General features: G+C 71.4%; 15 protein-coding genes and 1 tRNA gene. 7 read left to right on the forward strand and 9 right to left on the reverse strand.

What is annotated here, in order from left to right:
• Positions 1–595: 595 nt before the first annotated feature.
• Positions 596–1,648 (reverse strand): alpha-hydroxy acid oxidase, encoded by a 1,053-nt coding sequence (locus V7S47_RS25285; protein ID WP_336564197.1) that lies wholly within the window; start codon positions 1,646–1,648, stop codon positions 596–598.
• Positions 1,645–2,913 carry a tyrosine--tRNA ligase gene (gene tyrS / locus V7S47_RS25290; protein ID WP_336564199.1) on the reverse strand — a complete coding sequence of 423 codons (1,269 nt, stop codon included), beginning with the start codon at positions 2,911–2,913 and terminating at the stop codon, positions 1,645–1,647. The genes V7S47_RS25285 and tyrS overlap by 4 nt, the downstream gene beginning before the upstream one ends.
• A 120-nt stretch (positions 2,914–3,033) precedes the next feature.
• On the opposite strand from tyrS, the gene V7S47_RS25295 reads away from it, so the two are divergent.
• Positions 3,034–4,440 carry a serine/threonine-protein kinase gene (locus V7S47_RS25295; protein WP_336564200.1) on the forward strand — a complete coding sequence of 469 codons (1,407 nt, stop codon included), beginning with the start codon at positions 3,034–3,036 and terminating at the stop codon, positions 4,438–4,440.
• A 29-nt stretch (positions 4,441–4,469) separates the two neighbouring features.
• Positions 4,470–7,697 carry a response regulator gene (locus tag V7S47_RS25300; protein WP_336564201.1) on the forward strand — a complete coding sequence of 1,076 codons (3,228 nt, stop codon included), beginning with the start codon at positions 4,470–4,472 and terminating at the stop codon, positions 7,695–7,697.
• A gap of 75 nt (positions 7,698–7,772) precedes the next feature.
• Here the strand turns inward: V7S47_RS25300 and V7S47_RS25305 are convergent, their stop codons facing one another.
• The 5 genes from V7S47_RS25305 to V7S47_RS25325 all read right to left on the reverse strand — a co-directional run bounded on the left by V7S47_RS25305 (position 7,773) and on the right by V7S47_RS25325 (position 13,966).
• Entirely contained in the window at positions 7,773–10,544 is a 2,772-nt protein-coding gene (locus tag V7S47_RS25305) for an OmpA family protein (RefSeq protein WP_336564202.1), read from the reverse strand.
• A gap of 100 nt (positions 10,545–10,644) precedes the next feature.
• A tRNA-Ile gene (locus V7S47_RS25310) sits at positions 10,645–10,718 on the reverse strand.
• 67 nt (positions 10,719–10,785) lie between these two features.
• On the reverse strand, positions 10,786–12,000 hold the full coding sequence (locus V7S47_RS25315) for a PrsW family intramembrane metalloprotease (RefSeq protein ID WP_336564203.1): 1,215 nt from the start codon (positions 11,998–12,000) through the stop codon (positions 10,786–10,788).
• Positions 12,000–12,488, reverse strand: coding sequence for a hypothetical protein (locus tag V7S47_RS25320; RefSeq protein WP_336564204.1), 489 nt, complete (start codon positions 12,486–12,488; stop codon positions 12,000–12,002). The genes V7S47_RS25315 and V7S47_RS25320 overlap by 1 nt, the downstream gene beginning before the upstream one ends.
• Before the next feature lie 287 nt (positions 12,489–12,775).
• Complete coding sequence (locus V7S47_RS25325) at positions 12,776–13,966, reverse strand: Nramp family divalent metal transporter (RefSeq protein ID WP_336564205.1); 1,191 nt, start codon at positions 13,964–13,966, stop codon at positions 12,776–12,778.
• A gap of 438 nt (positions 13,967–14,404) precedes the next feature.
• On the opposite strand from V7S47_RS25325, the gene V7S47_RS25330 reads away from it, so the two are divergent.
• From V7S47_RS25330 to V7S47_RS25350, 5 genes are all read left to right on the forward strand, one after another.
• Positions 14,405–15,331, forward strand: coding sequence for a ferritin-like domain-containing protein (locus tag V7S47_RS25330; RefSeq protein ID WP_090859197.1), 927 nt, complete (start codon positions 14,405–14,407; stop codon positions 15,329–15,331).
• A 194-nt stretch (positions 15,332–15,525) separates the two neighbouring features.
• Positions 15,526–15,942 carry a sec-independent translocase gene (locus V7S47_RS25335; protein ID WP_336564206.1) on the forward strand — a complete coding sequence of 139 codons (417 nt, stop codon included), beginning with the start codon at positions 15,526–15,528 and terminating at the stop codon, positions 15,940–15,942.
• A gap of 14 nt (positions 15,943–15,956) precedes the next feature.
• Complete coding sequence (gene tatA / locus V7S47_RS25340) at positions 15,957–16,211, forward strand: twin-arginine translocase TatA/TatE family subunit (protein ID WP_336564207.1); 255 nt, start codon at positions 15,957–15,959, stop codon at positions 16,209–16,211.
• 7 nt (positions 16,212–16,218) lie between these two features.
• A complete protein-coding gene (gene tatC / locus V7S47_RS25345) occupies positions 16,219–17,061 on the forward strand; it encodes a twin-arginine translocase subunit TatC (protein ID WP_336564208.1) in 843 nt (280 codons plus the stop codon).
• Between the two features lie 134 nt (positions 17,062–17,195).
• Positions 17,196–17,408 carry a hypothetical protein gene (locus tag V7S47_RS25350; protein ID WP_336564209.1) on the forward strand — a complete coding sequence of 71 codons (213 nt, stop codon included), beginning with the start codon at positions 17,196–17,198 and terminating at the stop codon, positions 17,406–17,408.
• Between the two features lie 35 nt (positions 17,409–17,443).
• Here the strand turns inward: V7S47_RS25350 and V7S47_RS25355 are convergent, their stop codons facing one another.
• Together V7S47_RS25355 and V7S47_RS25360 are read right to left on the reverse strand one after the other, a co-directional pair.
• Positions 17,444–18,895: an LCP family protein gene (locus V7S47_RS25355; RefSeq protein ID WP_336564210.1), complete on the reverse strand. Its 1,452-nt coding sequence runs from the start codon at positions 18,893–18,895 to the stop codon at positions 17,444–17,446.
• A gap of 264 nt (positions 18,896–19,159) precedes the next feature.
• Entirely contained in the window at positions 19,160–20,134 is a 975-nt protein-coding gene (locus V7S47_RS25360; RefSeq protein ID WP_336564212.1) for a GNAT family N-acetyltransferase, read from the reverse strand.
• Positions 20,135–20,345: the final 211 nt, after the last annotated feature.

Consider the following 20,345-nt stretch of genomic DNA (forward strand, 5'->3'; position numbering starts at 1 on the left):
AGAGATGCCTGACAAGACGATACTGACAATTGTCAGAATCATTGTCTTACCAAAGAAACCGTTGACATCACATCACCTGCCGAAGCAGGATCAGATCAGCCGACGGGGCATAACAAACTAATTCGTCGACTATGACACACTGTTGAGTTCTCAAGGATCAAGCGCACACCGTGGGCTTCGGCCTTTCAACCTGGCCCGGCGGGGCTTTTCAAACTTTAGCGGCTTTTCGCTCCCCGTGCAATTCGGGGCTTTTTCGAGCCACTCGCCCGATCTGGCCTTTTGCCTTTCGGCTTCCGACCCTTTCGGACTTGTCCTACTTTAGCGGCTTGTTTTCCCCCGGGCAATTCGGGGCAATTCGCGCCGCTCACCTTTTCCACGCGCCGAACTGCCTCGGTTTTTGAGGGGCCCCTCTTCAGGGCGCACGCTCATCGACCGGATTGGATCGAGGTGGTGGGGTGGTCGCTCCGGGGCCGGGAGCCCGACCGACTGGTCTTGCTCCCCGCCGCTCCCTGGCGACTCGGAGAACATTAGGGGATCGTGCTCACCGAGACAAATCGAGGTGCCGTGACTCGGGCCACAGACGGGTTTGCCCAGGTCAGAGGCTGTTTCGGGTCGGTGCGTCGGTGAGTCCACGCGTGTCCGCGACGCTCCGGCAGCCGGTCAGCCGCAGCGCCTCGGCCCATTGTTCACGCAGCAGACGATGCAGGCGGGCCACGCCCTCCTGCCCCTCCGCGAGCGCCAGGAGCGGCGAGCGTCCCAGGAACACCGCGTCCGCACCGGACGCGGTGGCCGTGACGACGTCGAGCCCGGTCCGCAGTCCGCCGTCGACGTACACCTCGGCGTCCTCCCCCACCTCGGCGACGACGGCACCGAGGGCGTCGACCGTGGCGACCGCTCGGTCGAGCTGGCGCCCCCCGTGGTTGGAGACCCAGACCGCGCGGGCGCCGGCCTGCACGCACCGTCGGGCGTCGTCGGGTCGGAGCACTCCCTTCACCACCACGGGAAGGCCGGTGCGCTCGGCCAACCAGTCCAGGTCGTGCGGGCCGAGGTCGGTCGCCTTGTCCGCCCCCGGCTGCTGGTCGTGCCCCTCGTCGAAGTTGACGCGGAGCAGCGCCGGGTCGACGACGTCCCAGACCCGCTCGCCGACGTGGTGCTTGGTCCCGACGACCGGTGTGTCGACGGTCAGCACGACCGCGCCGGCTCCCGCGTCGACGGCCCGCGCCAGCATCGGCTCGGCCAGCGTCCGGTCCGCGGGGAGGTAGGCCTGGAGCCACCAGGTCACACCGGTCTGGGCGATCTGCTCGAAGGACGTGCCGGCATTGCTCGAGACCACCATCAGTCCGCCGGCCTCCGCGGTGGCCCGGGCCATCGCGAGCTCACCGTCGGGATGCACCGCGCGCTGGAGCGTCGTCGGCGCCACCCCCCAGGGCAGCTCGACCCGCGACCCGAGCACGGTGACGCCCAGGTCCAGCTCGGTGACGTCGCGGAGCACGTGCGGCAGCAGTCGTACCCGCTGCCACGCCGTGACGGCCTCCGCCGTCGAGACCGAGTCGCCCGCGCCCTGCAGGACGTACTCCAGGACGGGCGCGGGCAGCATCCCGCGCGCGCGGTCCTCGAGTCCCGCGAGCCAGCGGGCGTCGGCGCTCACCGGACCCGCACGCCCGCGAAGCTCTTCTTGCCGCGGCGCAGGACGAGCAGCTGGTCGTCGATCAGGTCCCCGGGGCCGGGCACCAGGTCGGGGTCCTCCACGCGCTCGTTGTTGAGGTAGGCGCCACCCTCGGCGACCGCGCGCCGGGCCTCGCCCTTGCTCTTGACCAGGCCGGCGTCGACCAGCAGGTCGACGATGGTCGCGCCGAGGGACTCGACCTCGAGCATCGGGCGAGCCGTCGAGAGCGCGGCGTCCAGGGTGCGCGCCCCAGCCGCGCGGAGGTCGCCGCCGCCGAACAGCGCGGCCGAGGCGGCCTCGATGCGCGCGGTCTCGTCGACACCGTGCACCAGCGTGGTCACCTCACGGGCCAGCGTGCGCTGGCCGGCGCGGAGGAAGGGCTTCTCGGCGTGCTCGGCCTCCAGCGCCTCGATCTCGGCCCGGGTGAGGAAGGTGAAGATGCGGAGCAGCTCGCCCACCTTCTCGTCCTCGGCGTTGAGCCAGAACTGGTAGAAGGCGTACGGCGACATCATCTCGGGGTCGAGCCAGAGCGCGCCCCCCTCGGTCTTGCCGTACTTCGTGCCGTCGGCCTTGGTGACCAGCGGCGTCGCGAAGGCGTGCACCGTCGCTCCCTCGGAGCGGCGGACCAGCTCGACGCCGCCGGTGAGGTTGCCCCACTGGTCCGACCCGCCGAACTGCAGCCGGACCCCGTGGGTGCGGAACAGGTTCAGGTAGTCGAGGGACTGCAGCAGGATGTAGCTGAACTCGGTGTAGCTGATGCCCGACTCCAGGCGCCGCTTGACCGTGTCGCGCGCGAGCATCCGGTTGACCGGGAAGTGCTTGCCGATGTCGCGCAGGAAGTCGATGGTCGACAGTCCCGCGGTCCAGTCGAGGTTGTTGACCATGGTCGCGGCGTTGGCGCCGTCGAAGCTGAGGAAGGGCTCGATCTGGCGTCGTACCCGCTCGACCCAGTCGCGCACCGTCTCCGCGGAGTTGAGGGTCCGCTCACCGGAGTCGCGCGGGTCCCCGATCAGCCCGGTCGCGCCGCCCACGAGGACGTACGGCGTGTGGCCGGCCCGCTGCAGGCGCATCGCGGTCACGATCTGCAGCAGGTTGCCCATGTGCAGGCTGGGTGCGGTCGGGTCGAACCCCACGTAGTAGTGGACGCTCCCCTCGCCGAGGTCCTCGCGCAGCGCGTCGAGGTCCGTCGAGTGGGCGATGAGTCCGCGCCACTCGAGGTCGTCGAGAAGGGTGGGGTCGAGGGACACGATGCGCCTTCCGTGCAGTGGGTACCGTCGGGCCAAGCCTGCCGCATCCCCCGGAACGACGCCCACCGGGTCGTCTCATCGGCACGTTCTAGAGTGGCGGTGGCACGGGAGGGACGGACGTTGATCGCAGGCAGGTACTCGCTCGACCGCGAGGTCGGACGGGGCGGGATGGGCGCCGTCTGGCTCGGCCGCGACGAGGTCCTCGGTCGTGCCGTCGCCGTCAAGCGGATCGGGACGGCCCCCGGTGCGAGCGCCCCCGACGTCGAGCGTGCCGCCCGGGAGGCCCGCCTCGCCGCCCGACTCAGCCACCCGCACGTCGTCGCCGTCTTCGACCTCGTCGAGGAGGGCGACGCCCACTGGCTCGTCATGGAGTACGTCGAGGGGTCCACCCTGGCCGAGCTGGTCCGCGACCGGGGAGCGCTGGATCCCGACCAGGCCGCCCGCGTGGTCGGCCAGGCGGCCGACGGGCTGACGGCCGCGCACGCCGCCGGGATCGTGCACCGCGACGTGAAGCCCTCGAACATCCTCGTCAACGAGGAGGGTCAGGTGAAGCTCTCCGACTTCGGCATCGCCAAGGCCGAGGCGGACCCGTCCCTGACCCAGACCGGCCTGGTCACGGGGTCGCCGGCGTACCTCGCCCCGGAGGTCGCCTCGGGACGCCCCGCGACCGACGCGAGCGACGTCTGGTCGCTCGGTGCCACCCTCTTCCACGCCCTGTCCGGGAAGCCGCCGTACGAGGTCGGGGACAACCTGCTGGGCGCGCTCTACCGGATCGTCCACGAGGAGCCGCCCCGGCTCGCCTCCCCCGGATGGCTCGGCCCGTTGCTCGAGGCGACGATGACCCGTGATCCCGCCCAGCGCTGGACGATGGAGCAGGTCCGCGACTTCCTGCGTTCCGGCGCCGGCGCGCCGCTGCCGGCGCCGCTCCCGCTCCGCCGTACCGACACCGCCGAGCACGAGCTGGACGGCACGCAGGTGCTGTCGCGACCGGCGCTGGCGGCGGTCCCCGCGGCCCCGGCGTCTCCCGACCCGGAGCCGACCAAGCGGCGGCGCGGCCTGCTGCCCGTGCTGGTCGGCGCCGCCGTCGTGGTGCTGCTGACCGTGGTCGGCTACGTCCTCGGCACGAGCGGCGACGACGAGCCCGCCCCCGGCGCGTCCTCCTCCCCCGGCACCTCGACGTCGTCGGCGCCCGCGGCGGTCGAGGAACCCACCGCCGAGGGGATGACGAGCTTCGTCACGACGTACCTGGACACGGCGGCCGCGGACCCCGAGGCCGGGTTCGCGATGCTGACGTCGGCCTACCAGGAGGAGAGCGACGGGCTGCCGGGCTACGAGAGCTTCTGGGGCTCCGTGCGGCGCATCCAGGACGTCGACGTCACCGACGCGGACCCCGACGCCATGACGGTGACCTACACCTACCGCTACCAGCTGGACCAGGGCGGGTCGCGGCGGGAGACCATCCGGCTGGACCTGGAGCTCCAGGACGACGGCACGTACCTGATCTCGGGCGGCGACTCGGTCGGTTGAGGCCCTATCGTGACGCCAGGAGGTCAGGCATGGATCTGGCGGGGCTGTACCGGGACATCGTGGAGACGTCGCCGGACGGCATCTGGGTGTTCGACCTGGAGGGCCGGACCCTGTTCGCGAACGCCGCCATCGCCGAGATGTACGGCGTGCCGCCCGAGGACACGGCGGACCTGACGGTCTTCGACACCCTCGACGAGCCCGGTCGCGAGCAGTTCGCCGCCCACCTCTCCCAGGTGCGCTCCGGTCACGTCAACGAGGGCGAGGTCGAGGTCCACTTCGTCCGTCGCGACGGGTCGACGCTGTGGGCGCTGGTCCGGGAGAGCGTGTTCCGCGACGAGCACGGGGAGGTCATCGCGATCCTGCACCGCTTCATGGAGTACGGCGCCCGCCGCGCCGTCGTCGAGGAGCTGCAGGAGAGCCAGCGCCGGCTCTCCGAGGCCCAGCGGATCGCGCGGATCGGCAGCTGGGAGTGGGACGTCGCCACCGGCGAGGTGTCCGGCTCCCCCGAGCTCTTCGCGCTCTACGGCGCGACGCCCGAGAACACCACCGTCGGCCTGGACGACTTCTTCGAGGCGGTCCACGAGGACGACCGGGCCGGGGTGCGCGCCGCCCTCGACGACGCTCTCGAGCGCACCGGTGAGCTGGCGTTCGTCGCCCGAGTGTGGGGCGAGGGCGACTGGGTGTGGACCCGGGGCCGGGGCGTGGTGCACCACGACGCCGACGGGCGGATACGCATGTCCGGCACCCACCAGGACATCACCGAGGCCCGCCAGGCCGAGATCGCCCTCGAGGATCAGGTCGCCCAGAACACCCTGATGCAGACCGTCGCGAGCGCGGCCAACCAGGCGATCACGCTGACCGACGTGCTGCGGCACGCCCGCAGCCTGGTGCTGCTGCACGACGACTGGGAGCGAGGGCGGGCCTTCGTGCCCACCGGGGACGGCGGCGTCGTACCTCTGCACCTGCTGGACGAGGAGCGGGCCGAGGACGCGTCGACGCCCGAGCAGACGGCGAGGGAGCTCGCCCTCGCGAACGAGGCCTTCCGGAGCCGGGCGTCGGTGTGGGACCCGGAGACGATGCTGACCATCGCCTTCCCGGTGCTGCTCGACGACGAGGTCCGGGCCGTGCTGACCATCACCTCGGCGCCGCCGCTCTACCGCTTCGACCTGATCCAGTCGATGGTCGAGCAGGTCGCCGTCCAGCTCGGCCGAGTCGCCGAGCGCGAGCGCTACCAGCGCGAGCTCGCCGACGCCCGCGACCAGGCGATGGAGGCGTCGCGGCAGAAGTCGGAGTTCCTGGCCACCATGAGCCACGAGATCCGGACCCCGCTCAACGGGGTGATCGGGCTCAACGACCTGCTCCTGCGCACGGACCTGGCGCCCGAGCAGCTCCGCCTCGCCTCGGGGGTCCAGGTCGCGAGCCGGGCGCTGCTCAGCGTCATCAACGACGTCCTGGACTTCTCGAAGATCGAGGCCGGCAAGCTCGAGCTCGAGGTGCTCGACTTCGAGGTCCGCCCGCTGCTGGACCAGGTCATCGGCGTGCTGGCCGAGACGGCCCGGTCCAAGGGGCTGGAGCTCGCGAGCTCGTGCGCGCACGACGTCCCCGAGGTCCTCGCCGGTGACCCCACCCGGGTCGGGCAGGTCCTGACCAACCTGGTCTCGAACGCCGTGAAGTTCACCGCTCGTGGCGAGGTGTTCGTGCGGGCGACGGCCTCCCCCGGCCCCGACGACCGCACCGTGCTCCGCATCGACGTCACCGACACCGGGGTCGGCATCGACGAGGCCGAGGTCGCGGCCCTCTTCGAGCCGTTCACCCAGGCCGATGCCTCGACCACCCGGGTGTACGGCGGGACCGGTCTGGGCCTGGCCATCTCCCGCGAGATCGTCGACGCGCTCGGAGGCGAGCTGACCTACGCGCCGAACCCCGGCGGCGGCAGCGTGTTCACCTTCACCGCGGTCCTGGAGGCCGCCTCCGGGACCATCTCGGACATCGAGGACGAGTACGCCCGGACCTGGCTGAGCGGCCACCGCGTCCTGGTCGTCGACGACAACCCGCACAACCGGCTGGTCCTCGAGGAGCAGCTGCGCTGGTGGCAGGTCCGGCCGGAGAGCGTCTCGTCGGCGGCGGACGCGCTGGCGGCGCTGCGGGACGGGCTCCGGTCCGGGGACCCGTACGACGCCGTGCTGCTCGACCTCGCGATGCCCGAGCGCGACGGCCTCTCGCTCGCCGCCGACGTCCGGGCCGTGCCCGAGCACGCGGACACGGTCCTGCTCCTGCTCACCTCGCACGGCGGCGCTGACCCGGCCGCCGCGGTCGACGCGGGGGTCGCCGCGAGCCTGACCAAGCCGGTGCTCGCCGGCGTGCTGCGCCAGGTGCTGCTCGAGCACCTGGCCGGCGTGGGCGGGCGCTCGGCCGCACCGGCGACCGAGGTGCCCGACGGTCCGCGTCGCCGTCGGGTGCTGGTGGTCGAGGACAACCCGGTCAACCAGATGGTCGCGATGGGCCTGCTGGAGTCGCTCGGCTACGTCGGGCAGACGGCCGACGACGGGCTGGCCGCCCTGGAGATCCTGCGCGGCTCGTCGTACGACGCGATCCTGATGGACGTGCAGATGCCGCGCCTGGACGGGTACGCGACGACCCGCCGGCTGCGGGAGACGGAGGGCGGTCAGGGCACCCGGGTGCCCGTGATCGCGATGACCGCCGCGGCCGTGGAGGGGGAGCGCGAGCGCTGCCTCGAGGCCGGCATGGATGATTTCCTCACGAAGCCCGTCGACCCGGCCGCTCTCGGGGCAGTCCTGGCCCGCTGGTTGGACCCCGGCCCGCCGGGGTCCCCCGACTCCCCCGCCCCCACACCCCCATCGGAGAACCCCGTGTCCTCTTCCTCGCCGGTCGACGGCCTCGACCTCGAACGGCTCGAGATGCTGCGCGACCTCGACCCGGGCAACACGACGTACCTGGACCGCGCCATCGGCAATTTCATGGCCAACTCGCGCTCCGCCGTCGACACGATCCGCGCGGCGATCGTCAGCGGCGACGCCGCCGCCCTGCGGGCGGCCGCCCACAAGCTCGCCGGGAGCGCGCTGAACCTCGGCGTCCCGTTCGCCGGCGAGGCCGCGCGACAGTTGGAGTTCGTCGGCGACACCGGGAGCGTCGACGGGGCGCTGGAGCTGCTGCCCGAGCTCGAGGAGAGCCTGGAGCGGGCCCGGGCCGCGCTGCTGGCCTACCAGGCGTCGTACAGCGGGGGCGGGCAGGCCTGATCGCGGAGACGACGAACGGCCCCGGGCGAGCCCGGGGCCGTTCGTCGTTCAGGGGTGCTGCGGTGATGCGGGTGGTTAGCCGGGGATGCCGCCCGACTGGTAGCCGGGTAGGTAGTAGACCGCGCTCGGGTCGCTGTAGCCACCGTCGACCAGGGCCGCCCGCACCTGGACCGTGCCGAGCACGTCGGAGCAGGGCTGCCCGCCGCACGGGTACGGGGTGAGGCTGCCGCTCAGGCCGCCGAACCAAGGGGTCGTCACGTTGGTGAAGTTGGTCCACGACCCACCGTCGATCTTCACCTGCCAGGCCGAGACCTCGGCCAGGTCGACATCCTCCTCACGGAAGTGGATCGTCACTGCGTCGCGGGTGTTGGTGTAGCCGGTCACGACCGGCGGCTTCGGCTCGGCGACGACCTCGACCTCCTCGGACTTCGCGAAGTCACCCGGACCGGCGGCGTTAACCGCACGGACCGCGTAGGTGTGGACGCCGACCGTCTGGTTGGTCAGGGTGAAGGTGTAGGCACTGCTCGAGACCTCGACGCCGATCCACTCGCCACCGTCGATGCTGACCTCGTAGCTCTCGATCGGGTGACCGCTGTCGGACTCCGGCGCGACGAAGTCCACCTTCACCGAGGTGCCGGTGGCGACCGCGACCACGTCGGTCGGGGCATTCGGCACCGCGATCGGGGTGACGACGCGGTTCTTGCTGCCCGCGCCCGGGCCGCGGGCGTTGACCGCGCGGACGCGGACGCCGTACGCGTGACCGAGGGTGAGGTCGTCGAGGTCGAACGCGAAGCCCTCGACGGTCGGCGCGTAGGCGAAGGAGCCCCAGGTCTCACCGCCGTCGGTGCTCACCTCGTAGGAGGTCACGGGGAGTCCACCGTCGAAATCCGGGGCCTCGAAGGTGAACGAGGCACGCGTGCCGGTGACGACGGGCTCGTCGTCGAGCCACACCTTGTCCGGGACGGTGGCCACGAAGACCAGCGCGCCGAAGCTCTGGCTCGCACCCTTGGCGTTGACGGCGCGGACGCGGACGCCGTACTCGACACCGTTCTGGAAGCCGTCCTTGACCGTGGTCCACGGCGCGGTGCCGGTGGTGTCGAACTCGGTGAAGGTCTCGCCCCCGTCGTAGGAGATCTCGTAGGCGGTGATCGCCGAGCCATTGTCGTGCTCGGCCGGCTCGACGACCGTGGTGATGGTGCCGTTGTCACCCGTGGACGTCCGGATCCGCGGCGCCGACGGGACCGTGGCGTAGGTGAACTTCTGCGACGCGCTGGCCTTGCCCTTGCCGTGGGCGTTGACCGCGCGGACCTGGACGTCGTACTCGTCGCCGAAGGTCAGGCCGGCCAGGGAGAAGTACAGGCCCTCGTCCTCGTCGACCTCCAGCTCGTCCCAGGTCTGGCCACCGTCGGTGGTGACCTCGTAGCCGCTGATCGGCAGGCCGCCGTTGCGCTCGGGAGCCTGGAGCGCGAAGTTGACCACGGAGCCGTGCACCGCCGGGCTGCCGATCTCGGGAGCGGACGGGACGGCGGCGACGAGCGACTCGACCGAGGCCTCGGGGCTGAAGCCCCAGTCGTTCCAGGCGCGGACGCGGACGTCGTAGGTGGTGCCGTTGTCGAGGCCCTCCTTCACCACCGTGACCACGGTGCCGGACGCGAGCGGGACGAAGGTCCAGTGCTGGCCGCCGTCGTAGGAGATCTCGTAGTAGGCGACCGGCGAGCCGCCGTCCTGGGCCGGAACGCCGAAGGTGGTGGTGAGGACGCCGTCGTCACCGACGACCTCGAGGTCGGTCGGGGCCGAGGGACGGCCGTAGACCGTCGTCGAGAGCGTGTTGGACGGCGCACCGGCGCCGACCTTGTTCACCGCGCGGACGCGCAGGTTCACGAGTTGCGCGGGGCTCAGGTCGCCGAGGTTCGCCTCGAACTCGGCCCGCGGGCCGCAGCCGCGGCACGGGGTGAGCTGGGTGTCCGACGTCGTCGTACGACGGCCGAGGAGGATCTGCACCGGGACCCACGCGCCACCGGTCGAGACCTGGTAGCCGGTGATCGGCGAGCCGCCGTCGGTCGCCGGGGCGTTGAAGCCGTAGCGCACGGCGCCGTCGATGCCGTCGGCGTGCACGAGCACGGGTGCGCCGGGGACCTTGGCCTGCGGGGCGGTCGGGACCGGCTTGACCGGACGGGTGCCGGTCATCTCGACCACGACGCGGCGGTTGAGCTCACGCTTGGCCGGGACGCCGCCGACGATCGCGGGGCGGGCCGAGCCGTAGCTCACCGAGGACGTCTTCAGGCCGGGGTTCTCCTTGGCCAGCTGCGCGCACACCTTCGCCGCGCGCGCCTTGGACAGCGACGTCGCCTCACCGGCCGGGCCGGAGTAGTCGGCGTACCCCTCGCAGCGGACGCTGGAGGCGCTGGTCAGCGAGTCCGCCAGCTTGCGGATCTGCGCCTTCGCCGAGGTGGTCAGCGTGGCGGAGCCACCCGAGAACAGGCCGCCACCGTCGAGGGTCAGGGCCTGACCCTTCGAGACGAGGTTGCCGAACGCGAAGCGCATCGGCACGGCCAGCGCGCCGTCGCGGGTGCGGTAGACCGCGCGGGTCTCGCGGAGCTTGCCGCGGTACTTCTCGGGGTTGCCGGGCACGGCCAGCTGCGCCTTGCGCTGCGCCGGCGTACGCGGGTCGACGAACCACGACTTCTTCGCGGCGGCGACCGTCACGGACGTGGCGGACGCCGCGGCCGGGGCGCTGGACGGGGCCGCGGTCGCCGCCGGGGCGAACGCCCCGGACAGGACCGTGGCCAGGCCGGACGCCGCGACGGCGAGCGCCGCGACCCTCCGGCTCGGGACGGTGAAGGACATGACCAACCGATCGTTCGGGGAGCAGGAACCCGCGCCGAGGAGTGGCGCGGCCCTGACCATCGGCCGACGAACGGCGGTCCTGAAGGTAAAGAAGGATGTGTAGGGCGGGTGGGGCTCGAACCCACGACCCAAGGATTATGAGTCCTCTGCTCTAACCGACTGAGCTACCGCCCCGCGGCGCGACGTACCGGGGACGCCGCTCGGGTAGAGGTGACCCTAGCGGTCGCAGGAGTCATGCCAGTCAGGCCCGTCCGGCTCGGAGCCGAGCGATCTCCTCCCGGGAATGGACCACGGCGCCGTTCTCCTCGCCACCGCTCTCGCTCAGGTCGTGGGCGAGGTCGAGCGCCGCCGCCAGCACGTGCTTCTCCCGCCGCTTGCTCACGCCGTCGGCGCGGCCCTTGATCGCGGCCTTGCGGTCCTTGCGGCGGTGGGACTGCTCCCCCGTGAGTGCGGTCAGCTCGACCTCGGTGATGGTGCCGTTGGCGACCTCGGGGGCGAGCACGTCGCGCAGCCAGCCGCGCTCGCGGTGCGAGCCCCAGCGCAGGGCCACGAACAGCACGACGAAGCTGACGACGGTGATGCCGGCCATCAGGGCGGTGACGACGAACCCGTTGGCGTTGGAGAGGGCCAGCATCGAGTCCCACAGTCCGTGGATCAGCATGGCCGAGACCATCAGCAGCAGACCCCGGCCAACGCGACGTGGCTGGGCCCTGGTGCCGACGAGGTAGACGATGCCGGCGGCGAAGATCGCGGTGTACATCGCGTGTGACGAGATGCCGGACAGCGAGCGGATGACGAACGTGTGGAGCACCGCCCCGACCTGGTCCACGCCGAAGTTCGAGTAGGCGCTGTTCTGCCCGTAGAGCATGTCCTCCAGCACCTGGAATCCCAGCCCGACATAGGCGCCGACGATGAGACCGTCGTAGACGGTGCGGATGACGAACGGCGCCAGGCCGAGCATCAACACGAACACCGCTCCCTTGGCGCTCTCCTCCACGAACGGGGCGGTGAGCCCGGCGTTCCAGTCCGCGGCCCAGACCTGCCCGAAGGTCTTGCTGTAGAGACTCATGACCGCGGCGTTGCCGGGCATCGCCATCGCCCACACCGCACCGATCCCGCCACCGATGAACGCGGTCGCGGCCAGCAGCGCAGGGGTGCGCTCATAGCGGTCGGCGTGGTGCAGGAACAACAGGAACAGCAGGCAGAAGGTGCCGGCCGACGCCACACCGGCGATGTCCGCGTCAGCGAAGACCGGCGCGATCGGGACCGCGATCCGGTACAGCTCACGGGCACCCAGGACCACCAGCAGGAGGTAGACCCACAGGCTCAGGTTGCGCGGCTGGAACAGGTGGAAACGGGCGCCCCACCCGGATTCCTCGATCGCGTCGTGACGTCGTGCGAGGAGGTCGGCGGTCTCGGGAGCTCCGGCCACACCGGTCTCGCTGCTGGTGCTCATCAGGAGTCGCCCCCGTCCTGGGTGAGGGAGTCGATCATGGCGTCGGTCTCCGATCGCAGCCGGGTCACCTGCGTCTCCGGGCCAGCGACCTGGATGTCGATGCCCTGGCCGTCGACGACGAACGCCGTCACCGTCCCCGACCCGTCCGCGGTGATGAAGTCGGAGGCGACCCCGCGCAGCCCGCCGGCCGTGGTGAGGTCGCGGGCTTCACCCGACACGTGGTAGCCCGAGCTTCCCGCGCCGGTGATCCGCTCGACCTGCTCCAGCAGCCGGACCGGGCTCTCCTCGAACGGACCCTGCTGGATCGAGAACACGACACCGTCCTTGGTCAGGACCGTCTGCTCGACCTCCCGCGCCTGGTCGCCCCCGCGCGGCTCGTCGGTGGTCCTCAGACCCGAGATCACACCCCACCCCGGCGGGACCGACATGCTGACCTCCGTGGTGACCCGGAACGCCTCGCCGGTGCGAGTCGTGTCGTCCCACGCCACCTGGTCATCGACCCACGGCACGACCCAGGCCCACAACGCCAAGACCCCGAACGCCACCACCGCGTAGGGGATGGACCGACGGTCCAGACCCAGCCACCGATGCTCCACGGGCACCCGGCGCCCGCTCAGTTCCGTCGACGACATCACGCCTCACTCCCCGAGCGGCTCCGAGCCACACCTTGCGGGAGAACCTAGGGACCCGTCTTGGATCGGTCAAACATCAGGTTGGCGGTTCAGCGGAGCCCCGACGCGGTGGGCCGGCGACACGGCGTCTCACGCGCGCCGGGTCAGCCGCGAACGGTGAGGACGATCAGGGCGACGTTGAGGGCGATGATCACCGCAGCGACGACGGCTGCGGCGCACGTCGTACCGCGTCGGTTGACGAGGGCGCCCATGATGTCGCGGCGGCGGGTGAATATGATGAGCGGCACGAGCGCGAACGGGATGCCGAACGACAGCACCACCTGGGAGACGACCAGGGCCTGGGTCGGATCCACTCCCAGGGCGAGAACGACGAGGGCCGGGGCCAGGGTGACGAGCCGCCGCACCACCAGCGGGATCCGGCGGCGGAGGAAGCCCTCCATCACGATCTGGCCCGACAGGGTGCCCACGCTGGAGGCGGCGAAGCCGGAGGCGAGCAGGGCGAGCGCGAACAGCAGCGCCGTCACCGTGCCGAGACTCGTCCCGATCGCGGCGTGCGCGCCCTCGATGGTGTCGGCGCGTCCGCTCAAGGCGCTGGCGGCGATGACGAGCAGCGCGAGGTTCATGAACCCGGCGACCGTCATGGCGGTGACGACATCGATCCGCTGGCTGCGCAGCAGTCCCAGCCGCTGGGGCTCGGTGGTCGTGACGTAGCGGCCGGTGGTCAGGCTGCTGTGCAGGTAGATCGCGTGCGGCATCACGGTCGCACCGAGCATCCCCGCCGCCAGGAGCACCGACTCCGAGCCGGCGAACTGCGGCGTGAGGCCGGAGGCGACCGCGAGCGGCTCGGGCCCGCCGCGCAGCACGTTGTAGACGAAGCCGATCAGGATCACCGCCAGCAGGCCGGTGATGGCGGCCTCGAAGGGCCGGTGCCCTCGTGACTTCAGTCCGAGGAGGGCGAAGGCGACGCCGGCCGTGATCGTCCCGCCGACGAGGAGCGGCAGGTCGAAGAGCAGCTTCAGCGCGATCGCTCCGCCGACGACCTCGGCCAGGTCGGTGGCGATCGCGACCAGCTCGGCCTGGAACCACAGTCCGCGTACGGCGGGCCTCGGCAGCTGGCGACGGCACAGCGCCGGCAGGCTCAGCCCGGTCGCGATCCCGGCCTTGGCCGAGAGGTACTGGATCAGCATCGCCATCAGGTTGCTCGCCACCACGACCCAGACCAGCAGGTAGCCGTAGGTCGACCCGGCGCTGAGGTTGGTCGCGAAGTTGCCCGGATCGACGTACGCGATGGCGGTGACGAAGGCCGGTCCGAGCAGCGGGAGAGGCCCGCCCACGGTGGCATGGGGACGAGCGAGGAAACGACGTCGTTCCTGGAACATGGCATCGGTCCTGACCGGGCGGAATTGGCGCTGACAATTCACCAAAGCGCATATTCGGGCGCATTTCAAGAGCGCCATTTTGAAGCGAGGTCATGGCTCTTCATCTTCGAAGCCATCGCCAGATCGGATTGGAGGCGACTTTATTTTTCTTTTCTCCAACCCCTTGGCAAAGCCCGATTCAGGAGTACGTTCATCCAGGTCAGCGGCCTGCGTGGTGCATGTGCGTCAGGTCCATGATGTCGCAGAAATCCGCATCGGGGAAATCCAAGCCGGCGCGGATGTCGAATAGCGCAAGGGTGGCCACGCCATTCTCGCAAGATCGAGCAGTGGCGCATTCTCGGCGGTCCGACCGGTCCGCGTGCGCCGTTCCACGTGAATTCGGATGGAGATGACATGTTCGGAAAGACCGTCGTTCGCGACATGATCAACCGCAGTGCCGAGAACGAGACCGACCGCCGGATCTTCCTGAAGTCGGCGGGAGTCGCCGGCCTGGGTGCCGTCGGCGGGGCCGCGCTCACCGGCGCGGCGACCACCTCTGCCTCGGCCGCCGCTCCCAGCGACGGGGCGGTGCTCAACTTCGCCCTCAACCTGGAGTACCTGGAGGCGGAGTTCTACCAGCAGGCCGCGTTCGGGCGCTCGCTCGGTGACCGGCTGACCTCCGGCAAGGGCCGCAAGGGTGGGGTGACCGGCGGCCGCAAGGTCGACTTCGACACCCCGCGCATCGCCAAGGCGGCTCGCGAGATCGCCGGGGACGAGCTGGCGCACGTCAAGTTCCTCCGGACCGCGCTGGGCGGCGCCAAGGTGGCTCGCCCGCAGATCAACCTGCGCAGCAGCTTCACCGCCGCCGCCCGGGCCGCCGGCCTCATCGAGGAGGGTCAGACCTTCGACCCCTTCGCCAACGAGAACAACTTCCTGCTGGCGGCGTACATCTTCGAGGACGTGGGGGTGACCGCCTACAAGGGCGCCGCTCCTCTGATCAGCAACAAGACCTACCTGGAGGCCGCCGCCGGCATCCTGGCGGTCGAGTCCTACCACGCCGGCATCATCCGGTCCGCGCTCTACGAGAAGGACCTGTGGAAGCCGGCCCGGGCGATCAGCAACGCCCGCGACTCGCTCGACGGCCGGTCCGACCTCGACCGGGGTCTCGGCAACACGAAGAAGATCAACCTGGTCCCCACCGACCGCAACGGCATCGTCTACAGCCGCTCGGCCGCCCAGGTGCTCAACATCGCCTACCTGAACCCGAAGCAGGTCTCCCGGGGCGGCTTCTTCCCGCGTGGCGTGAACGGCGCCATCACGGTCAGCGGCGGCAAGAAGTAGGTGACCGCGATGACCTGGCAGCAGTACCTCGGCGCCCTCGTCCTGGTCCTGATCCACCTCCGGATCGCGTGGGCCCTGATCGGACCCGCGCACCTGCAGAGGGTCACCGTCCCGGTCCGCTGACCCGATGCCGGTCGGGACGGGACGATCCCGTCCCGTCCCGACCGGCACGTCCCCCGAAGGAGGGAGAGCACATGTTCGGCATCGGACTACCCGAGCTCGCGATCCTCGCGCTCGTCGCCGTCTGCGTCTTCGGCCCCGACCGGATCCCCGAGCTGGCCCGTCAGGCCGGCTCGCTGATCCGTGGGGCGAAGCGCCTGGCCGAGGGCGCGCGTGACGAGCTGCGCGAACAGCTCGGCCCCGAGTACGCGGACCTCGAGCTCCGCGACCTCGACCCCCGCGAGATCGTCCGTCGTCATGTCACCTCGGCCCTCGAGGACGAGGAGCGGCCCGACGACCGCGCGGACGACCAGCAGGACGAGGACGACCCCGACGACTTCGTCGTGTCGGACCCCGACGCGAGGGACGAACTGGACGACGAACTGGACGACGACGTCCCCACCCGCTCCACCCGCCGGCACGACGCCCCGTCGTACGCCGACGCGACCTGAGGAAGGAACGCCCCATGAACCCGCTCCTGATCGGAGGGCTCGGCACGACCGAGCTCCTCATCATCCTGGCCGTCCTGGTGCTGCTCTTCGGCGCCACCAAGCTTCCCGAGCTGGCCCGCGGCAGCGGCCGTGCCCTGCGAATCTTCAAGGCGGAGACCCGTGAGCTGATGGACGGCGACGACGACGCCGTCGACACCGGCCGTGCCGCCGACGTTCCCCACCCCCGCCCCCGGGTCGAGCCGGTCGCCGCGCCCGACCCGCGTCCCTGAGATCGTCATGAGCATCAGCGGAGCGATCGGCGTCCTCAGCACCCGGCCGCGTCACGCGGTCGGGACGGACGGCCGGATGGTCCTCACCGACCACCTCCGCGAGCTGCGAGCGCGGATCATGCGCTCGGTCCTCGTGGTGGTCGTGGTCTTCGGGATCTCGTTGTTCTTCTACGACCAGCTCCTCGAGCTCGTCCGGCGCCCTTACGACCAGGCGGTCGCGGCGCTGGGCCAGGAGGTCCCGACCGATCTGGTGATCTCCGGGGTCACCTCTCCGCTGATGCTCCAGCTCAAGCTGTGCGGTGTCGCCGCCGTCATCCTCTCCAGCCCCTACTGGCTGCTGCAGATCTGGGGCTTCGTCGTCCCGGGCATGCGTTCCGGCGAGAAGCGGTGGACGCGCGTCTTCGCGGCCGTGGCCGGGCCCCTGTTCCTCGGCGGCGTCGCCCTCGGGTACTACGTCCTGCCGAAGGGCATCGAGGTGCTGATCGGCTTCACGCCGGTCGACGTGACCAACCTGGTCGACTTCGGCGAGTTCTTCTCCTTCCTGACCCGGATGCTCCTGGTCTTCGGGATCGCCATGGAGATCCCTCTCTTCGTCGTGATGCTCAACCTGGCCGGCGTCGTCTCCGGGAAGGCCATCGGCCGGCACCGGCCCTGGATCGTGATCGGCACCTTCGTCTTCGCGGCGGTCGCCACCCCGTCGACCGACCCGTTCTCCATGCTGATGCTGGCCTTCCCCATGCTCGGGCTGTTCATCGTGGCCGAGATCGTCTCCCGACTGCTCGACCGACGCCGTGGCCGTGACCAGGACCCGGCCTGGGCGGACGACGAGGTCTCACCGATCCACGACTGATGGTCCGCGGACCCGCCGGGGAGACGACAGGCCTACCCAAATTCGGCGATCACGCACTCGCATCGTCCCCCGGATGGGTCAGAGACCTCGCCAGTCTTACCCCAGCGGATCGCGCCACGGGGACGGAGCAGGGGATGGACCAGGCGGAGTTCAGGACGATCGACGGACAGATCCATGCCGTCGCCCGACGCACCTCGCACGCCCTGCTCGCCCTGGACGGCTTGCGACGCTCGCCCGACCCGGCCTTGCGGCTGGCCTACCGCGAGGTCCACGACCTGGTCGGCGACCTCGGCGCGCTCCGCGTGACCGTGGGCTCACTGGCCACACCACCGCGACGTACGGCGTAGGCCCGTCGGGCATCCGCCGGGTCGCCTGAGCGGCCCTACTCCCCCGCGGCCTCGACGCCCTCGACCGGTTCGTAGCCGCAGGAGTCGCGGGCGTCGACCGCTGCGCCGGGCTCCTCGGACGGGGTCGCGGTCGGCGAGCCCGACGGGATCCCGGACGGCGTCTCGGACGGGGACCCGGACGGCGACTCGGAAGGCGACTCGGAAGGCGATTCGGTGGGCGTGGCCGAGCGGGGCTTGATCGCCCGGGTCACGGTCTCGTGCATCCACGCGAAGTCGGGGTCGCCGGAGAAGAACTTGTCGGACCGCTTGAAGACGACCGAGCGGACCTTGGCGTCCTTGACCTTCAGCGCCAGCTCCACGAACGCCGGGACGAGGTCGAGCGGGATGTCGCTGGAGACGACCTCCTTGCCGGCGGCCGCGAGCTCCGTGTAGCGGGTGATCAGGGTCGCCGGGTCGGCGGCGTCGATGATGGCGTCGATGGTGCAGCGCTGGCGCTCCATGCGCTCGTAGTCGTCGGAGCCCCAGCGGCCGCGGGCGAACCACAGGGCGTGGAAGCCGTCGAGGTGCTGGTCCGGGCCGGGCTCGATGTAGCCCGTCGGCGGGATCCCCGCGTCGGTGTTGCCGTTGATCGCCACCGGCTTGTTGACGTTGACGGTGATGCCGCCCATCGCGTCGACGACGTCCTTGAAGCCCTTGAGGTTGGCCAGGACGTAGTAGTCGACCCGGATGCCGAGGCTGCCCGCGACGGCCTGCTTGATCGCGTCCGCGCCCTCGTTCTTGCTCTTCCCGAGCACGCCGGGGTGGCGCTCCGGGATCTGGCCGTAGATCGCGTTGAGCATGTAGAAGCCGTCGTCCTCGGCGCCGGAGTAGCCGTCCGGGTAGAGGTCGTGGAGCGGGCTGTCCTCGGGGAACTGGGCGTTCATCATGTTGCGCGGCAGGCTGAACATGACGGTCCGGCCGGTCCGCACCGAGATGCTGGCGAGGATCACCGTGTCGGTGCGGACGCCGGTGCGGCCGACGCCGCCGTCGCCACCGAGCAGCAGCACGTTGACCCGCTCGCGGTCGCCCCACGGGTTGGCCTTGGTGACGTCCTCCGGCGACGTCGCCGTCTCGTTGCCCTCGAAGACCGACGACACCAGGTCGGAGGTCGCCAGCGCCGAGCGGGCGGCGTACGCGACGGGGACGCCGACCAGCAGGCAGAGCACGACCACGAAGCCCTGGCCGACCGCCGTGTGCCAGCGGGACCGCTGCAGCGGCCGGACCTTGCGGTAGGTCAGGTGGACGACGCCCGCCCAGGCGACGAGACCGACGACGAACACCGCGGCGGCGATCTTCAGCTGGGTCGGCGAGGTCGCGAAGTCGAGGACGGCGCGCAGGTCGCGGCCGACGTACCAGCCCGCGGCCGCGAGGCCGAGCACGGTCGGCAGCAGGATCAGCCAGCCGAGGGCGCGGCGGCCGCTCCACACGAGTCCGGAGCCCGGGAGCACCGCGCCGAGCAGGGTGACCCCGATGGTGCCGGGGAGACCGTGCGCCCGTCGCTGTCCGCTCGCGCGCCGGGCGCCGCCGCGCGGGACCGCCGAGGCCGACCGTCGGGACCGGCGGGCGTCACCCGACTCGGCCCTCCGCCGGCCTCCGCGTCGCGAGGGTGCGGGAACCCGCGGGGCGGGGAGAGGAGGGAGCGCATCGACCATGGCGCGGACAAAATACCCCGTCGAGGTACCGGATCGTGGCTGATCCCCAGGTCTGCGCGTTCAGTCCTCCCGCTGCACCTGGTGGAGCAGCTCGGCCGGCCGGTAGCCGAACGCCTCGTTGGTACGACGCATCGCGTGGTTGTCGGGGTCGGTCCAGGTGTGCAGCGCGCGCCGTTCCGGGTGCTCGCGCGCGAGCACGTCGAGCGTGGCCAGCTTCAGCTGCCGCCCCAGCCCCTGGCCGCGGTGGGCCGGCATCACCAGGGTGTCGTCCTGGATCGCCTCGCGGTCGTCGTGGGCGCAGAAGACGACGGAGTACCCGGCCATCGTCCCGTCGTCGTGCCGAGCGACGGCCACCACCTGCCGGTAGGACCGAGCGGTACGACGCTCCTGCGTCCGCAGCCGCTCCGCGTCGAGCCGGACCGGCGCCTGGTCGAGGTCGCCGGTCGGGACGTCGAGCGCCATCCGGTGGCGCATCGCGAGGTAGGCGTCCAGGTGCTCGTCCGGGCAGCGGTCGCGCCAGGTGAGGACGTCGTACCCGGACGGCGGGTCGGTGCGGGGCGGGTCGGCCGGCAACGGCAGGACCAGGTGCTCCTCCCGGTGCACGGTCGCGAAGCCGAACGCCCCGGCGAACGCGAGCCCGGGTGCCGCGGTGTCCTCCGCCGCGACCGACAGCTCCCCCGTCACGGTCCGGCGGCCGTCCGCCCGGCGTACGGCGTCGGCGTGGTCGTGCAGCGCCCGACCGATCCCGCGGCGCCGGTGGTCGGGGTGCACGTGCACCTCCAGCCCGGCCAGGTGCCGGTTCTCCGCCTGGTCGAGGACGAGCTCCGCGACGCCCGCGGTCGCGCCGTCGACACGCACCGCCAGCAGGTGCACCCGCCGGAAGGGACTGGGGTCGCGGACCGGGTGGGCCAGCGCCGCGAAGGTGCGGTGCAGCGCGTGCGAGCGACCGTGGCGCACCGAGGCGGCCTCGACGTCGTACCACTCCCGCAGGGCCGCCTCGTCGTGCGGATCGACCTCGACCACCGGGTGCGACATGGCCCGGAACCTACCCCGGACGCACGAGTGGGGGGGGGGGGGGGGGGGGGGGGGGGGGGGGGGCGGGGGGGGCCGGGGGGGGGGGGGGGGGGGGCGGGGGGGGGGGGGGGGGGGGGGGGGGGGGGGGTGGGGGGGGGCGTCGGGGTGGTCGGGTCGTCGGTGGGCTCCTCCGTCGGGTCGTCCGTCGGGTCCTCGGACGGCTCGTCCGTGG

Origin of the sequence: Nocardioides sp. CCNWLW216, assembly GCF_037120545.1 — a bacterium.
In the GTDB taxonomy this organism is placed as follows: Bacteria; Actinomycetota; Actinomycetes; order Propionibacteriales; family Nocardioidaceae; genus Nocardioides; species Nocardioides lianchengensis.